Annotated in this window: 15 protein-coding genes; 9 read left to right on the top strand and 6 right to left on the bottom strand. The window is 48.1% G+C overall.

All coding sequences use genetic code 11. From position 1 onward, the window contains the following. The first annotated feature begins 17 nt into the window (after window positions 1-17). From AC2T0J_RS16130 to AC2T0J_RS16120, 3 genes are read left to right on the top strand one after another with little or no spacing between them, the layout of a single operon-like run. Window positions 18-1,673, top strand: a complete 1,656-nt coding sequence (locus AC2T0J_RS16130) for a lytic transglycosylase (protein ID WP_489806797.1) — start codon at window positions 18-20, stop codon at window positions 1,671-1,673. 22 nt (window positions 1,674-1,695) lie between these two features. Beyond that, window positions 1,696-2,757 (top strand): ion transporter, encoded by a 1,062-nt coding sequence (locus AC2T0J_RS16125; RefSeq protein WP_489806796.1) that lies wholly within the window; start codon window positions 1,696-1,698, stop codon window positions 2,755-2,757. After that, the gene (locus AC2T0J_RS16120; protein ID WP_489806795.1) at window positions 2,741-3,208 is read left to right on the top strand and encodes a methyltransferase family protein; all 468 of its coding nucleotides are present in this window, start codon (window positions 2,741-2,743) and stop codon (window positions 3,206-3,208) included. The genes AC2T0J_RS16125 and AC2T0J_RS16120 overlap by 17 nt, the downstream gene beginning before the upstream one ends. On the opposite strand, the gene AC2T0J_RS16115 is transcribed toward AC2T0J_RS16120, so the two are convergent. After that, the gene (locus AC2T0J_RS16115) at window positions 3,205-4,638 is read right to left on the bottom strand and encodes an aminotransferase-like domain-containing protein (RefSeq protein ID WP_489806794.1); all 1,434 of its coding nucleotides are present in this window, start codon (window positions 4,636-4,638) and stop codon (window positions 3,205-3,207) included. The two genes, AC2T0J_RS16120 and AC2T0J_RS16115, sit on opposite strands and share 4 nt — an antisense overlap. A 232-nt stretch (window positions 4,639-4,870) precedes the next feature. On the opposite strand from AC2T0J_RS16115, the gene AC2T0J_RS16110 reads away from it, so the two are divergent. Next, window positions 4,871-5,479, top strand: a complete 609-nt coding sequence (locus tag AC2T0J_RS16110; RefSeq protein ID WP_489806793.1) for a LysE family translocator — start codon at window positions 4,871-4,873, stop codon at window positions 5,477-5,479. Between the two features lie 111 nt (window positions 5,480-5,590). Here AC2T0J_RS16110 and cysS read toward each other — a convergent pair whose 3' ends face one another. Next, the gene (gene cysS / locus AC2T0J_RS16105) at window positions 5,591-6,979 is read right to left on the bottom strand and encodes a cysteine--tRNA ligase (RefSeq protein WP_489806792.1); all 1,389 of its coding nucleotides are present in this window, start codon (window positions 6,977-6,979) and stop codon (window positions 5,591-5,593) included. Between the two features lie 202 nt (window positions 6,980-7,181). On the opposite strand from cysS, the gene AC2T0J_RS16100 reads away from it, so the two are divergent. Then, the gene (locus tag AC2T0J_RS16100; RefSeq protein WP_105935762.1) at window positions 7,182-7,676 is read left to right on the top strand and encodes a peptidylprolyl isomerase; all 495 of its coding nucleotides are present in this window, start codon (window positions 7,182-7,184) and stop codon (window positions 7,674-7,676) included. An 80-nt stretch (window positions 7,677-7,756) separates the two neighbouring features. Then, entirely contained in the window at window positions 7,757-8,494 is a 738-nt protein-coding gene (lpxH, locus tag AC2T0J_RS16095; protein ID WP_489806791.1) for a UDP-2,3-diacylglucosamine diphosphatase, read from the top strand. Window positions 8,495-8,498: 4 nt separating this feature from the next. On the opposite strand, the gene AC2T0J_RS16090 is transcribed toward lpxH, so the two are convergent. After that, window positions 8,499-8,903, bottom strand: coding sequence for a rhodanese-like domain-containing protein (locus AC2T0J_RS16090; RefSeq protein WP_489806790.1), 405 nt, complete (start codon window positions 8,901-8,903; stop codon window positions 8,499-8,501). 188 nt (window positions 8,904-9,091) lie between these two features. Here AC2T0J_RS16090 and AC2T0J_RS16085 point away from each other — a divergent pair, with 188 nt between their 5' ends. Next, entirely contained in the window at window positions 9,092-9,754 is a 663-nt protein-coding gene (locus tag AC2T0J_RS16085; protein WP_489806789.1) for a hypothetical protein, read from the top strand. Window positions 9,755-9,756: 2 nt separating this feature from the next. Here AC2T0J_RS16085 and AC2T0J_RS16080 read toward each other — a convergent pair whose 3' ends face one another. Both AC2T0J_RS16080 and miaE read right to left on the bottom strand, forming a co-directional pair. Beyond that, window positions 9,757-11,061: a methyl-accepting chemotaxis protein gene (locus AC2T0J_RS16080; protein ID WP_489806788.1), complete on the bottom strand. Its 1,305-nt coding sequence runs from the start codon at window positions 11,059-11,061 to the stop codon at window positions 9,757-9,759. Window positions 11,062-11,178: 117 nt separating this feature from the next. After that, complete coding sequence (gene miaE, locus AC2T0J_RS16075) at window positions 11,179-11,940, bottom strand: tRNA isopentenyl-2-thiomethyl-A-37 hydroxylase MiaE (RefSeq protein ID WP_489806787.1); 762 nt, start codon at window positions 11,938-11,940, stop codon at window positions 11,179-11,181. A 203-nt stretch (window positions 11,941-12,143) separates the two neighbouring features. Here miaE and AC2T0J_RS16070 point away from each other — a divergent pair, with 203 nt between their 5' ends. Together AC2T0J_RS16070 and AC2T0J_RS16065 are read left to right on the top strand one after the other, a co-directional pair. Then, window positions 12,144-13,094, top strand: coding sequence for a lysylphosphatidylglycerol synthase domain-containing protein (locus tag AC2T0J_RS16070; RefSeq protein WP_489806786.1), 951 nt, complete (start codon window positions 12,144-12,146; stop codon window positions 13,092-13,094). A 158-nt stretch (window positions 13,095-13,252) separates the two neighbouring features. Beyond that, complete coding sequence (locus tag AC2T0J_RS16065; RefSeq protein ID WP_489806785.1) at window positions 13,253-13,852, top strand: Yip1 family protein; 600 nt, start codon at window positions 13,253-13,255, stop codon at window positions 13,850-13,852. A gap of 64 nt (window positions 13,853-13,916) precedes the next feature. On the opposite strand, the gene purF is transcribed toward AC2T0J_RS16065, so the two are convergent. Further along, complete coding sequence (purF, locus tag AC2T0J_RS16060; RefSeq protein ID WP_489806784.1) at window positions 13,917-15,437, bottom strand: amidophosphoribosyltransferase; 1,521 nt, start codon at window positions 15,435-15,437, stop codon at window positions 13,917-13,919. Between the last annotated feature and the right edge of the window lie 10 nt (window positions 15,438-15,447).

Below are 15,447 nucleotides of genomic sequence, written 5' to 3'. Positions count from 1 at the left end.
TAAGGGTTCGTTTCTCAATGAAATTAAAGTTGTCTGCACTTCATCTTATCGTTGTTGCTTCGCTCAGTGGTTGCCAGTTAACTGAGACAACTGAGCAAGCCGAGAATGAATTACAGGACAACCGATCAACCTGCGAAATTGCCCATACCAATATTAACGACCAGGCCGATTGTGAGCTGGCCAATGAAGGCGTTATTGAAGTCATGCACCCTACCGAAGAGGTAGAAGTAGATATTTCACCGGTAGAGGAAGCCGTTGAGCCGGTTGTCATTGAAAACCTGTGGTTACGAGCCAGTAATCAGTTTGCGTTCGACATTCCGGATAATAGGCGGGTAGCGGTGCAACGCGACTGGTACCTCAAACACCCGGCCTATATGGAACGGGTATCCAAACGCGCCAGACCCTTTCTGTATTACATAATTCAGCAAATTGAAGCCCGCGAGATGCCTCTGGAACTGGTGCTGCTACCAATTGTGGAAAGTGCCTTTGATCCCTTCGCTTATTCTCATGGCCGGGCGGCAGGCATGTGGCAGTTTATTCCCGGCACCGCAAAGCGCTTCGGCATAGAGCAAACCTGGTGGTACGACGGCCGTCGTGACGTGGTAGCGTCTACCAACGCCGCCTTAGATTATCTGACCTATCTGAACAAAATGTTTGATGGTAACTGGTTACACGCTCTCGCCGCCTACAACAGTGGTGAAGGCCGCGTGGGTAAAGCCATCAAACGAAATCTGCAAGCCGGTAAACCTACTGATTTCTGGTCTCTTGATTTGCCACGGGAAACCCGCGCTTACGTGCCGAAACTACTGGCGCTGGCAGATATTTTAAAAAATCACGACACCTATGCGTTCAGTTGGCCTGAAATCGACAACGCGCCGGTCATTGCCACTGTCGATACCGGCTCTCAGCTGGACCTCGCCTTTGCCGCCGAACTGGCCGGCATGGAACTAAAATCGCTACATGCGCTTAACCCCGGCTACAACCGCTGGGCTACCGATCCCGATGGTCCCCATCGCCTGGTATTGCCACTGGACAAAGCTGAAGGATTTACCGCACAACTTGCACAGGTTGACCGTAAGGAACGCCTTAACTGGGTACGCCATAAAGTAAAATCAGGCGATAGCCTGTTAAAACTGGCGAAGGAATACCACACCACCGTTGATGTCATTAAAAATATCAACGACATGAAAGACAACATGATCCGCATTGGCGATCACCTCATGGTGCCGGTTGCGCTTAAGAAGCTGGATGCCTACACGTTGTCACAGGATCAGCGCCTGGTGTCTACGCAAAATCAAAAACGTGGCAGCTACCAGCTCACTCATAAAGTGACTGCAGGTGATACACTTTGGGATATTGGCCGTAAATACAAAATAAGCACCCGATCGCTAGCGAAATGGAATGGCATGGCCCCCACTGATCCGCTTATGCCGGGTAAAACGCTGGTGATCTGGGTAGATGAAGCCAGTGATGAGCAGAAGCGTGACGCAATCATGCGCACATTAACGTATACCGTAAAACGCGGTGATTCACTGGCACGGATTGCACAAAAATTTAATTTACGCACCAGCGACATTAGCAAGTGGAATAACCTGAATCCGAAGAAGTATTTACAACCGGGGCAAAAACTAACCCTACACGTGGATGTGACACGTTTACGCAATGTAGGATAATCGCTAACGATACAGAGGGCCCATGTTTAGGATAAACCGGGAAAATCTACGCAACAGCCATGAGGGCCCCTGGCTACTGCTCGACATCATAATGTTGGGGTTGTTGCTGCTAAACCTGCTTTTTTTACTGTTTGATGGTTTGTATAACACGGCGTTTATTCGCGATACGTTAAGTGTATGGTCGCCGGCGTTTGTTAGTTTCTACGACCCTATCCACCGCAACTTTATTCTGGTCGATATGGTGTTTATTACCATCTTCTTAACGGAGTTTTTCGTTCGCTGGATTGTCGCCATAAAGACCGAAGAATATCTGCGCTGGTACTTTTTCCCGTTCTTACGTTGGTACGATCTGGTCGGCTGTATTCCGTTAGGTGGCACGCGGATATTCCGCTTTCTGCGGATATTTTCTATTCTGTACCGGCTGCACAAAAATCAAATCATCGACCTCAACGACACCGGCATTTATCGGTTCTTTTCGTTTTATTACGATGTGTTTGTGGAGGAGTTAAGCGACCGGATTGTGGTAAAGGTTCTCACTGACGCGCAACAGGACATTGCCGCTGGCTCACCGCTAATCGACGATATCACGCAAAACGTATTAGCCCCCAGACGACCGGTAATTAGTTCCTGGATGTCCAATATCGTTAACCATCTGGGTCAGTCAATCAACGACAGTAAACATGGCGATGTGATCCGACGACATGTAAAAGAAAGTGTCGGCAAAGCCGTGCGTGAAAACGCTCAGGTGTCTACCCTTTCTTATGTTCCTGTAGTCGGCCGCAGCATTGAAAATACGCTGGAGAACGCGGTAACCGATATTGTTACCGCGTCTATTGTTAACTTGCTGACCGACCTGCAAGCGCGTGATATTGAAGACTTCGTTAGTTCCGGTCTGAAAGATTTTACGCCGGAAGAACAAAATCTGGATAAAGAGTTTTTGCTGGTAGTGAATGAATGTATTGAAGCCATTAAAGGGCATGTATCGCAGCAGCGCTGGAAGTCACAGCTCATCGAGAAACAACAGCAGAAAAAAGCAGCAAAAATGAAACCCGTGGTAGACGATAGCGATGTTGAACAACCTTGAACTTAAAGTGCCGCCGGTCATCGTGTTTATTGCGGCGCTAGCACTTACCTGGTACTGCGCCACCCTGAGTATAATGCCATTGCCTCACCCACTACGTCCCTTCGGTGTTGTAATGTTTGTGGCCGGTGGGCTGATTGGTGTGGCGGGCGTCGTGGCCTTCCGGCAGCAACGCACCACCGTAAATCCCCACCGACCGCAAAATGCCAGCAGTCTGGTAGACAGCGGCATTTTCGCTTATACCCGCAACCCTATGTATCTGGGCCTGATTGTTGGCGTGGTGGGTGTAGCCTTTATGGTGCGCGACGCCTCAGGATTTGCCTTTGCCCTACTAACCATGGCATACCTGCAACGCTTTCAAATTATGCCGGAGGAACGCGTCATGCTTGACCTTTTCGGCGACGAATTTACCGCTTATTGCGAGCGCACTAAGCGCTGGTACGGGCAACGCTAGTTACTCAGTACCAGTTTACTCACTTCGTTTTCGGTCATTAATTCACCCAGTGTTCTAAGCGCACTGAGCCTGGTGGCAAGGTCACGATCAATATAATTAAACCGCAAACAATTACGGTACTTTCCGGTGGCGGAAAACATCTGGCCGGGCGCCAGGATAATCCCGCGCTGTTTGGCCAGCTCTGCCAGCCTGGCTGCATCATAGCCCTCAGGTAACTCTACCCACAGGATAAACCCGCCCTCAGGAAAACTCACCCGGGTATGCACCGGAAAATGCGCTTCGATGGCTTTGAGCATCGCGTCCCTGGCTTTGCGATAAGACTGCCTCATCGCCCGTAAATGCCTGTCGTAACCACCCTGGCGGATAAAATTACCAATCGCCAATTGCGGTAATGTGGGGCACATAGAACTACTGACATATTTAATATGGGTTACTTTATCCCGGTATCGCCCCGGCGCAATCCAGCCAACCCTGAAGCCCGGCGCCAGGGTTTTCGAGAAAGAAGAGCACAGCAAAACCCGGCCATCTTCGTCAAAGGATTTAATGGTTTTGGGGCGAGGATATTCAAAGGCGATATCACCATAAATATCATCTTCGATTATCGCAATATCGTATTCCCGCGCCAGTTGATACAGGGCCTGCTTTTTCGCAAGCGGCATGACGTAGCCTTGAGGATTATTAACGGTTGGCGTGACTAATATCGCTTTAACCGGCCATTGATCCATAGCCAGTCTGAGTGCTTCAATACTCATACCATCCCGGGAGTCAGTAGGGATTTCCAGCGCTTTTAAGTTTGCCGCTTTGATGGCCTGCATGGCACCATAAAACCCTGGTGATTCCACCGCAATCACATCCCCGCTTTGCGCAACTGCCCGTAAACAAACCGACAAAGCTTCCTGACAACCAGAGGTCACGACAAAGTCTTCTGCATCGAGCTGGCATCCGGTGGTAGCGGTCAGCCTTGCCAGTTGCTGACGGAGTCCCAATTCACCCTGCACATGACCATAAGACATGCCATCCTGCGGGCGATGCCGATTTAGCTCGTAGATATTTTTTAGCAGTGGCTTGAGAGTGGATGAGCTCATATCCGGCATAGCATGCTGAAACTCGCAGCTGGCCTCTACGCCATGGCCCATCAGCATGGCCAGTACATCTTCCCATAGCGACACGTCCATAGGCCGTTGCGGCGGTTTCGATTCTTTGGGTCGGGCTATTCGCTCTTTGGCACCTGCCACAAAATAGCCCGATTTTGCTTTGGCGGTAACCAGTCCTTCCTGCTCCAACACCCGGTAGGCTTCCTGTACGGTGGAAATACTTACCCCGTGCTCACTGGCGAGTTGGCGAACAGACGGCAGTTTATCGCCCGGCGCAAAATAGCCCATCTGAATGTGTTCTTTAAGCCGGGTGGCCAGGTGCAAATATCTGCTCATCTACGTATCCGCCAAACATCAAAACCATACACTTGCAAATATATCAGGAGTTTTAGATGCATAACCATACAGTTTAAGGGAATTTCCACCATACAGCCGATTAAATTAGAGATCTGTATGGCTAGTTACCTTATTAATTGCATCTAAATAAATACAGATAGATACCGCATGCTATAGCAACAGCCTGTGCTGTAACGTTAATTTAATCACTGACTTTTCAGGACGCATTTTTATGGAAACCTCACTCTTGCTGGGCATAGCTACCTTTGCCTTTATTACTTCCGTCACTCCCGGACCGAATAACATGATGCTGCTGGCATCAGGGGCACAGTTTGGATTTACCCGTACGTTACCGCACATGCTGGGCATCGTGTTTGGTGTGTCCATGTTGTTGCTGAGTGTACTGTTGGGGCTGGGTATGCTGTTTCAGCTTTATCCGGTAATGTACTCAGTGCTGAATGTTGCCGGTGCGGCGTACTTACTCTGGCTGGCTTTCAAAATTGCCTCAGGTCCGGTTACCGGCATCAACATTGATAATGGCCGGGCAACACAACCTTTCACCTGGTGGCAGGCAGCGTTATTTCAGTTTGTAAATCCCAAAGCGTGGATGATGGCACTGGGCAGTGTGAGCACGTTTAGCTTACCCGGTAATGACTACGCTGAATCCGGCGCGATAATTATGCTGGCCTTTGCACTGCTCGGGTTACCAGCAATTTCACTCTGGGCGGGCACTGGGGCAAAGTTACGGGTGTGGCTGAATAACCCACGTCGGCAAAGAGGTTTTAACCTGGTGATGGGCGCCGCCACCGCAGCGACATTATTGTTGATTGTGGAGGTTTGATCAGGAAGTTATCAGAGGCTGTTGTGTAAGCTCCTCGATATCAGGTTTGGCGATCCCGGATACTTGCCACGCAAACTCCGGGATGACAAATTGACTAATCAACCTTTTGCGTTACTGGCGGCGCCAGGTCGTACCGCCAGCGCCGTCTTCCAGCACAATGCCCATGGCTGTAAGCTTGTCGCGCGCCGCATCGGCTGCGCCCCAGTCTTTGGCTGCGCGAGCATCATTGCGCGCTTTGATAAGCGCTTCGATTTCCGCTACGTCATCGTCATTGCCCGACTGCATAAAAGCTTCCGGATCACGCTGTAGAAAGCCAAGAATACCACCAATACCTTTTAACACTGCAGCAAGCTTGCCGACTTCTTCCGTACCGGCATCGCCCTGTGATTTATGTTTATTTAAATCGCGGGCCAAATCAAACAATACTGAATAGGCTTCCGGCACATTCAGATCATCATTCATTGCCTGTTCAAAACGTTCGAGGTATCCGCCATAACTTAAGTCAGTTACGCTGTCTACTTTCACACCGCGCAGCGCAGTGTAAAGTCGCTCAAGAGCCGATTTAGCCTGGTCGATATTATCCTGGGAATAACTCAGCTGACTACGATAATGGGCCGACATTAAAAAGAAACGGAGTATTTCAGCATCGTGTTCTGCCAACACATCCCGCAAGGTAAAGAAGTTCCCCAGAGATTTCGACATCTTCTCGTCGTTTACCTGTACCATGCCAGTATGCATCCAGGTATTCACATAGGGCGTGTCGAATGCACAGCAGGATTGCGCTACTTCATTTTCATGGTGTGGGAAAATTAAATCCGAGCCTCCGCCGTGAATATCAAAGTGCTCGCCAAGGTGCTTATGGTTCATGGCGCTACATTCTATATGCCAGCCAGGACGACCTTCACCCCAGGGTGAAGCCCAGGCAGGCTCGCCCGGTTTGGCGCTTTTCCACAACACAAAGTCCAGCGGATCATCTTTACCCGCTGCTACTTCAACTCGCGCACCAGATTGTAATTGCTCCAGATTCTGCCGACTCAGTTTGCCGTATTGGTCAAATTTACTGACATCAAACAATACATCGCCGCTTGCAGCCTGATAGGCATAACCTTTAGCCACGAGCTTTTCAATAACGTCGATAATCTCATTCATGTGCCCGGTGACCCGCGGTTCGACATCCGGCTTAACCAGATTCAACGCGGCAAAATCTTCGTGCATCATGGCAATGGTACGCTCGGTGAGCGCTTCGGTTGTTTCGCCGTTTTCATTGGCCCGGGCGATAATTTTATCGTCCACGTCGGTGATGTTACGCACGTACTTCACATCGTAATCGAGATGGCGCAGATAACGTACCAGGACATCAAAACTGAGATACGTACGGGCATGGCCCATGTGGCTGAGGTCATATACAGTTATGCCACAAACATAGAGTCCCACCTTCCCTTCTACCAGCGGCTGAAAACGCTCTTTCTGACGGGTTTTGGTGTTAAACAGTTGCAACATATCCTATTTTCCTCATTAACCAGTTTGGGTGGCGAAGTTTAGCACTGTAATTACCGTCTGACCACGCTCTGCCAGCAGTTATAACCGCATTTTCAGGGGAATAAACAATTAGGTCCTTCAGAGGGGTTTTCGCATTCTGGCATTTGGGCTACCATTAGCGGCCTATATAGCCAAAAACTAAATTAAGGTAAGGTTAAATACTATGGTGACGTTTAAAACAAATCACGGCGACATTACCCTGGAGTTGTATGCCGATAAAGCACCGAAAACGGTTGAGAATTTTCTGTCTTATGTGCAAGACGGTTTTTACGACAACACCATTTTTCACCGTGTGATTGATGGCTTTATGATCCAGGGCGGCGGGATGACACCGGATATGGAGCAAAAAGAAACCAAAGCGCCTATCGAAAATGAAGCGAACAATGGTGTTGCTAACGAAGCCGGCACTATCGCGATGGCACGTACTAACGATCCGCACTCAGCCACTGCGCAGTTTTTCATTAATGTGAAAGACAACGACTTTCTCAACTTTTCCAGCGAGAGCATGAATGGCTGGGGCTATTGTGCATTCGGTAAAGTAACCGAAGGTATGGATGTCGTTGAAAAAATTAAAAATGTAAAAACAGGCAATTACGGTTATCATCAGGATGTGCCGGTTGAAGCTGTTATCATCGAAAAAGCAGTGATTAGTGAATAATCTGCACAGTGCAGCCTGATTGCTAACACGCTACGGGGAGTCTGCAGGCTCCCTTTTTAATGCCTAAAAGCTAATATTTAATGCCGTTTACTTATTTTATTGCAGACATACATTTAAGCGCTGAGCGTGCCGATATCACCGAGTGTTTATTAACCTTTCTGGAGCAGGATGCCCCACAGGCAGAAGCGCTCTACGTGCTCGGCGACCTGTTTGAGTTCTGGTTGGGTGATGACGATGTTACACCTCTGTCTGAACGTGTAGCCAGTGCTTTTAAGGCATTATCGGCGACTACGCCGGTGTATTTTATTCACGGTAATCGCGACTTTGCTATCCGTGAAGGCTGGACCACAAAGGCGGGAATGACCCTGCTCCCGGAACAACAGGTGATTGACCTGTACGGTACGCCAACCTTGCTGTTACACGGCGATGAATTGTGCACGCTGGATATCGAATATCAGAAATTCCGGAAAAAAGCCCGAGGGTGGTGGTGGCCGCGCCTGGTAGGTGCTCTACCGCTATGGTTACGCCGCAAACTGGCTAAACGTGGGCGCAAAACCAGTCAGAAAAACCAACAGAACCTCACTGCTGAAATTATGGATGTTACCCCCGATGAAGTGGTTTACGTAATGGTAAAACACAACGTTCAGCAGCTCATCCATGGCCACACTCACCGGCCGAACATTCACTCTTTAACCGTTAACGGCAAACCCGCCCACCGCATTGTGGTAGGCGACTGGTATACTCAGGGCAGTGTATTAAGGGTTAGTCCGGTAGATGTGCGACTGGAAAAGCGACAGTTTTCAAAAATAACAGATTGATTCGCTAGTGGCTTACAGCACGCTTTTCGGCAATCGGCAGGCCTGCCCCCATCCAGTTTTTAAATCCGCCTTCTAAGTGACAAACATTATCCATCCCCATCTGTTGAAGCGTTAGAGTGGCCAGCGCAGATCGCCAGGCAGATTGACAGTACAGAATCAACAGACCAGACTGACCAAACACTTCCCGGTAATATGGGCTGTCAGGGTCAACCCAGAACTCCAGCATGCCCCGCGGCGCATGAACCGCCTCAGGTATCATACCGTCGCGCTCTAATTCACGAATATCTCTGATATCAATGAAACAGGCTTCACTTAACTCGTACAGCTCCCGGGCTTCTTCTAACGGGATTGTTTTTATTTGCTCCATCGCTTCATCGAGCAATGTTTTATAACCTTTACTGATCGCCATCTGCACTATTCCAGATTACTAAAACTCAGAGTCTAACCAGCTGACAGATACCCGACAACAAGACCTTAGTGGTATAGTCGAACTGGCGGTTTACTACTGATGTGCTATAACCAAACGAGGTGTCGTGTTGGTTATACGGTCTCGGCACCATTCTGTTTAGGACGACCTCGACATCAGGGAAGGGGACAATGTCGATATTTCTGTTTACCCAGGCGTATTTTATTTACAGCGTTCCCATTATCGTTGGGTTGATGCTGTGTACTATAGAAAGCCTGTTTCTGCTGCGCGGCAAATCGTTTTTTGGTTTACTTGATATGCCGCAGCTCTGCGCTCAGTCGGTGCCCAGTCGCTATCACTTTATACCGCACACCCTACGGTTATACGAAGTAACAATGGTATTCTGGTTTATGGTGTTTTTGATCACTTTCGGTATCAGTGGCATGCTTATCCAGCGGTTGTACTTTGCCTACTGGCATGCGTATGCCCCTCAGGCCGTATTGTTCACAGTTACTCTGGTGGTGGCAGCCATGACTACTGCCGTAGTGATTCACCATCTGGCACCACATTTACGCAGTTATAACAGCCTGCGAGCCCGTGAAGAATTTGCCGGGCGCATTGCCACCATTATTGACCATAGCGAGTTTCTTGGTGACAAGGTCCGTGCAACGGTATTTGACAAAAACCACCGGTTGCTAACGATTACCGTTCAGGCAATGGAAGCCAGCGAACGCCTGCATAGCGGTGATAAAGTAGTGCTGGTGAAACGCACCGATGAAAGCTGGCTGGCCACCCGTTATGTTGTACCGGTATCAAAAAGCCAACAACCAGGAGTTAAAGCACTTAACCGTTAGTCCTAATGCCTGGCTAATCTATCGACAGCACTGATGATTTTTTTGGAACCCGTAGCGATTTCACTCATCGATGCCTTCGTTTCCTCAACACTCCCGGCCACTTCGCTGAGCGTATCCAGCCCTTGTTTTATGGTATTTACAGCGTGTTTGGTTGACTGGTCGTTGCGTGAAAAGACGGCCATGATTTCTTTGGTCGATTCGGTAGTGCGTGACGCCAACTCGCGCACTTCATCAGCAACCACTGCAAATCCCCTGCCCTGATCGCCGGCCCTGGCGGCTTCGATAGCAGCATTAAGTGCCAGCAAATTGGTTTGGTCTGCAATCGCGCTAATGGCACTGACCATTTTATTCAGCTCTGTGGATTGTTGCTCCAGTTCACTTATTTCAGATGAGGCTTTAGTCATTTGTTCAGTGAGTGAGACCAATGACGCCACGGTTTCTGTCATTAGCTGCTGCCCTCTATCTGCCTGCGCACCGGTTTCAGCAGACATCGAGGACGCCAACTCCGCCGCCTCTTTTACCCGGCGTTCATTGTCCACCTGTTGGGTGACATTACTGGCAAATTTAATGACTTTGTATACTTTTCCGTCATCATTTATCACCGGGTTGTAGGATGCTTCAAGCCATACCGCATTACCGTGTTTATCGACCCGCTGAAAGCGTCCGGAAATAAACTTGCCACGGGCCAGTGCATCCCAGGTTGTCTGATAATCAGGGTCGTCAGTCACCTCCTTTGGACAAAAAATACGGTGATGTTTACCGCGAATTTCATCCAGTGAATAGCCGGTGGTTTGCAAAAATAAGGAATTGGCTTTCAGGATCACCCCGGACGGTTCAAACTCAATGATGGCCATAGAACGATCAAGCGCCTCAAGAATGTCTTCATTACTCTCTGAAGAATAAGTGTCCACGGCCAAACGAGAACCAAGTACATCCAGATGATCACACCCCCCCTGAGCTGAAAAATGCGGCTGAACAATGAGCTGCACTGAAGCGTGAGAATCCTCAGCTTTCAAATTGATACTACCGGACCAGTGATGGTGATTTTGAATGGCATCAGACAAATTGCGCAAGGATTTGGATTTATGCTCGTTGTCGGCAACGATTGCTATAAATGGCTCGCCGATTAATCTGCCTGAGCGAGAGCCGAATACACTTTCATTTTTACTTCCGCATGTTTGTATCACGCCGCCGGGCGTTAACTGCCAGTGCAATAGATCTTGTTTAAGGTTGTCTGACGCGCGTTTATATTGCACAAGCTCGGCTTGCAGGTTGACAATTTCCGTTTTCAGTTTCTGATTGAACATGGATAACCGGACTATAGAAATACTTCAACTCAGTATGGCACAAACCAAAACATGTGCCATTTGCCTGCTTAAAATTTTATTCGGTTAAATATAGGAGAGACTGAAAATTTATATAAACTATTTTTTTATTGTAGGGGCACCACTGTGAAACTTAAAATCCTCATCCGGCGAGGCTATCAGCTTAGCTTCTACCTCGCCGAAAAATACCACCCGCTCAGAAATATCAGCGCCAGCAATGTCTTCTGCGAGGGTGAGGTAATCCTGGTAATGCCTGGCTTCAGAACGCAGTAACGATACGTAAAAATCCCCTAGCCGCTTATCAACGTGCGGGGCTAAAGCGGCAAAGCGCTCGCAGGAACGGGCTTCAATGTAGGCACCACAAATCAATTTATCGATAAGCGCCTGCGGCTCATAGGTGCGCACATGACGTAGCATCCCCCGGGCATATCGACTGGATCCCACCGACTCGTAGGTGATGCCATATTCATCCATGATTTCCAGCACCTGATAAAAATGGTGCAGCTCTTCTTTAATCAGCATGATCATTTTATCAATGAGATCCTGACTATATGGCGCGCCGGATTTAGGCATCATGGACTTGTGAAGTTTTTCGTGGTTGGCCAGTTCACGCCAATCGCCTTGCTTACGATAGGTGAAATCCTCGAAAGGCTTTAACCAGGCGAGCAACGCCTCACCACTTTCTTTATCAACAGCATATTTGCGGATCAGGTACATCGCAGATTGTGCTGCTTTAAGTTCGCAAACCAGATGATCAAGTAACACTACAGGCAGGTTATCCCGTTTCGTGGCCTCGTCTATCCAGCTCTGTGGCGTGGGGCACTTTAAAAATGCATTAATGGGTGATAATAATTCATTCACCTGAAATTCTCTGACCTTATGTCGGTATGGTTAACAACAAACCAGGATAGTTTATCACACCGTGCGCTACTGAAATTAGTCCCATAAAGTATAATCTTCCGGTAATTGAGAAATATTCATGGCTACCGAGGTTTTCAGATATAGTATCGGTAATCTGGAAAATCATCTGGCCAATGACTTAACTCGTTGAAGTAGTAATATTGATGAAGCACACTATTCATATCTTCTTGGCCTTAGTATTGCTAATTCTAACGATTACCGGAGTTGATTATTTTGTTGGCTGGCATGCCATTGTGCGTGGCTTTAATCATTTACCAGGCCATTATTTATGGGCTGCAATGGCATTAATGGTAGTGTCCTATATGCTGCGCACCTGGCGAATTCAGATGAGTCTGGCAATAAAAGGACACTTTGCTGAACTGTTTAAACTGTCACTAACCCATAATATCCTGAATATCCTGATGCCCATGCGCACCGGCGAAGCCAGCTTCCCTATTTTTATGAAAGCGCAATTTAATGTACCTATGCTAACTGCCTCACTGCATCTTCTTATGTTCAGGTTACTGGATTTACTTAGTCTGCTTTGCATTGGCGGAGTGGTGCTGTTATGGCGAGACGTACCTGTATTATCGCTCACCATTTCCGGACTGTTTATCATTGTGATCAGGTATAGTGAACTGCTTAAATTGCTTGCCCTGCGATTACTTCGCCATAGCCATCAACCGGTACTGGTTAAAATCAGGGACACACTCATACAACTTCCCGCATCGGGGAGAACCTATTTTACCATCGCAGTGCTGACACTCTGTTCCTGGCTGAGTAAGCTAACGGCGTTTGTTTTAATTGTGTTAGGCATATCGGGATTGTCGTTCCATACCGCGTTATTGGGCATTGTTGGAGCTGATCTATCATCAGTGTTACCCATCCACGGAGTAGCAGGCAGCGGCACGTTTGAAGGCGCGTTTATCCTGGCGGCAGAAATTAAGGGTATCAGTCACCTCAAGTCCAGTTTTCCACAGTTACTTGAAGCCAGTGTTCAGTTGCATGTCTTCTTGCTCGGCAGTGCCACATCAATCTATGCGATGAGTCTGCTGCTGGCCTTATTCATGCTATACCTCAAACCATCGGGTGTGGCAGAAAACAACCGACCTTAACCGCCCTCACTTTACCGGCTGCGGATTTTGTCCTGCTCTGTTTAATTTATCACCAAAATATATTGACTTAGTTTTCGCTTTGGATAAAACTGAAAAATGTTTACTATTTGTTAAATAAATAACAAATTAAAAACATTGTCAGCACTGAGGGAAAGATTATGATCCTGAACCACCTGTGGGGTATATACACCCATCCAAAAGAAGAATGGCAAACTATTGATAAACGCCACGAAAACTACTTTTACGCGTTAAGTCACATAGCCATCATTGCACTGATCCCAGCCATTGTGGGCTACTACTCGGCGGCTCATTTAGGCTGGAGTTTTGGCGCAGGTGAGCTCATCAAACTCACCCAGCAAAGCGCTCTGGCCATGAGTGTCGCAATGTATTTTGGCCTGATTGCCGGAGTTGTTGCACTAGCCGCCCTGATGCATGAACTGGCAAAAGCGTTTGATACCTCACCTACGTACAGTCAGTCTCTTGAACTGGCAGCGTATACTGCAACGCCATTGTTTATGGTTGGCTTCGCCGGACTGTATCCCGAATTATGGTTTATTATGTCAGTTGGCCTGGTAGGGTTATCCTATTCGATTTACCTGTTGTATTCCGGTGTACCAATTATGATGCACATACCAGAAGAAAAAGGCTTTATCTATTCGAGCTCGGTGGTTACATGCGGTCTGGTGCTGTTAGTCATCCTGATGGCGAGTTCAGTGATTTTATGGAGCATGGGTCTGGGCCCTATCTACATGCACTAATACACGTTTTCAGAGCAATAAAAAGCCGTTCATATGAACGGCTTTTTAGTCTCTGCAAACTAACTTACGCTTCGAAGTTATGCATATCCAGGTTAGATAATTCAGCCTGAACGACCGGCGCCTTTCTGGCCTGATCGTTACGGGCTGCATCAATACGTTCCAAGTACGCCTGGTCTACGTCGCCGGTAATATAATTACCATCGAAAACTGACGTTTCAAACCGTGAAATCTGCGGATTTTCGTGCTGAACTGCTGCGACCAGATCTGAGATATCCTGGAAAATCAGACCGTCGGCCTGGATAAGATCGGAAATCTGGTCAATCTCGCGGCCATAAGCAATCAACTCGTTAGCTGATGGCATATCAATACCATACACATTAGGGAAACGAATTTCAGGTGCTGCAGAGGCAAAATACACCTTCTTCGCGCCCGACTCACGCGCCATCTCGATGATTTGGCCGGAAGTGGTGCCACGAACAATTGAGTCATCGACCAACAGAACATTCTTACCTTTAAACTCAGACGAAATTGCGTTCAGCTTACGGCGTACCGATTTCTTACGCTGAGTCTGGCCGGGCATAATAAACGTGCGGCCAATATAGCGGTTTTTCACGAAGCCCTGACGATAGGGTAAATCAAGAGTAATCGCAATTTGAAGCGCCACATCCATGGAGGTTTCCGGAATTGGTATTACTACGTCAATATCCAGATCTGCCCACTCGCGGGCAATTTTTTCACCGAGTTTCTTACCCATGTTAACGCGTGAGGCGTACACTGAAATACCATCGATGAACGAGTCAGGACGGGCAAAGTAAACAAATTCAAAAATACACGGCGAAGTCAGTGGCGCCTGGGCACACTGTTGGGTAAATAACTCGCCCGCTTCAGTAATAAATACGGCTTCGCCCGGTGCTACGTCACGAATAAACTGAAAGCCCACTGCATCCAATGCAACACTCTCAGAGGCAACCATGTATTCTTCACCCATTTCGGTAATGCGCTTACCCAGCGCCAGGGGACGAATGCCATTGGGATCGCGAAAAGCCACTACCCCAAGACCAATGATTGCCGCCACACAGGCATAAGCACCACGTGCTTTATTATGAACATTGGTGACAACCTCAAAAATATCTTTTGGCGACACAGTCAGTCCGGTAGTGCGCTGTGATAACTCGTGGGCAAAAATGTTCATCAGAATCTCTGAGTCTGATGTGGTATTGATATGCCGGCGGGCTATCTTTGCGACTTCGATTTGTAAGTCGAGGGCATTGGTCAGGTTGCCATTGTGCGCAAACGCCATCCCGAAGGGAGAGTTTACATAAAACGGCTGAGCTTCTGCCGAACTGGAAGAACCAGCCGTGGGATAGCGACAATGGCCAATTCCCATATTCCCTGTGAGGCGCTTCATATGACGGGTGTGAAACACGTCCCGAACCAGTCCATTGTCTTTACGCAGATTAAATACACCGTTGTCGATCGTCATGATACCAGCCGCATCCTGACCACGGTGTTGTAAAACGGTTAAACAGTCATAGAGCGACTGAGCAACTGGTGTTTTACCAACTATTCCGACAATACCACACATGTAGGTTACC

The organism is Alteromonas sp. ISO5, assembly GCF_058105165.1.
Note: the sequence above shows the minus strand (reverse complement) of the source record. Positions and strands in the feature narration are given on the sequence as shown.

Coding starts and splice junctions, on each gene's coding strand:
- AC2T0J_RS16110 (WP_489806793.1), top strand. CDS start 4,871: ATGGAAACCTCACTCTTGCTGGGCATAGCTACCTTTGCCTTTATTACT.
- AC2T0J_RS16115 (WP_489806794.1), bottom strand. CDS start 4,638: ATGAGCAGATATTTGCACCTGGCCACCCGGCTTAAAGAACACATTCAG.
- AC2T0J_RS16065 (WP_489806785.1), top strand. CDS start 13,253: ATGATCCTGAACCACCTGTGGGGTATATACACCCATCCAAAAGAAGAA.
- AC2T0J_RS16090 (WP_489806790.1), bottom strand. CDS start 8,903: ATGGCGATCAGTAAAGGTTATAAAACATTGCTCGATGAAGCGATGGAG.
- AC2T0J_RS16085 (WP_489806789.1), top strand. CDS start 9,092: ATGTCGATATTTCTGTTTACCCAGGCGTATTTTATTTACAGCGTTCCC.
- AC2T0J_RS16125 (WP_489806796.1), top strand. CDS start 1,696: ATGTTTAGGATAAACCGGGAAAATCTACGCAACAGCCATGAGGGCCCC.
- AC2T0J_RS16080 (WP_489806788.1), bottom strand. CDS start 11,061: ATGTTCAATCAGAAACTGAAAACGGAAATTGTCAACCTGCAAGCCGAG.
- AC2T0J_RS16100 (WP_105935762.1), top strand. CDS start 7,182: ATGGTGACGTTTAAAACAAATCACGGCGACATTACCCTGGAGTTGTAT.
- AC2T0J_RS16070 (WP_489806786.1), top strand. CDS start 12,144: ATGAAGCACACTATTCATATCTTCTTGGCCTTAGTATTGCTAATTCTA.
- purF (WP_489806784.1), bottom strand. CDS start 15,437: ATGTGTGGTATTGTCGGAATAGTTGGTAAAACACCAGTTGCTCAGTCG.
- AC2T0J_RS16120 (WP_489806795.1), top strand. CDS start 2,741: ATGTTGAACAACCTTGAACTTAAAGTGCCGCCGGTCATCGTGTTTATT.
- AC2T0J_RS16130 (WP_489806797.1), top strand. CDS start 18: ATGAAATTAAAGTTGTCTGCACTTCATCTTATCGTTGTTGCTTCGCTC.
- lpxH (WP_489806791.1), top strand. CDS start 7,757: ATGCCGTTTACTTATTTTATTGCAGACATACATTTAAGCGCTGAGCGT.
- cysS (WP_489806792.1), bottom strand. CDS start 6,979: ATGTTGCAACTGTTTAACACCAAAACCCGTCAGAAAGAGCGTTTTCAG.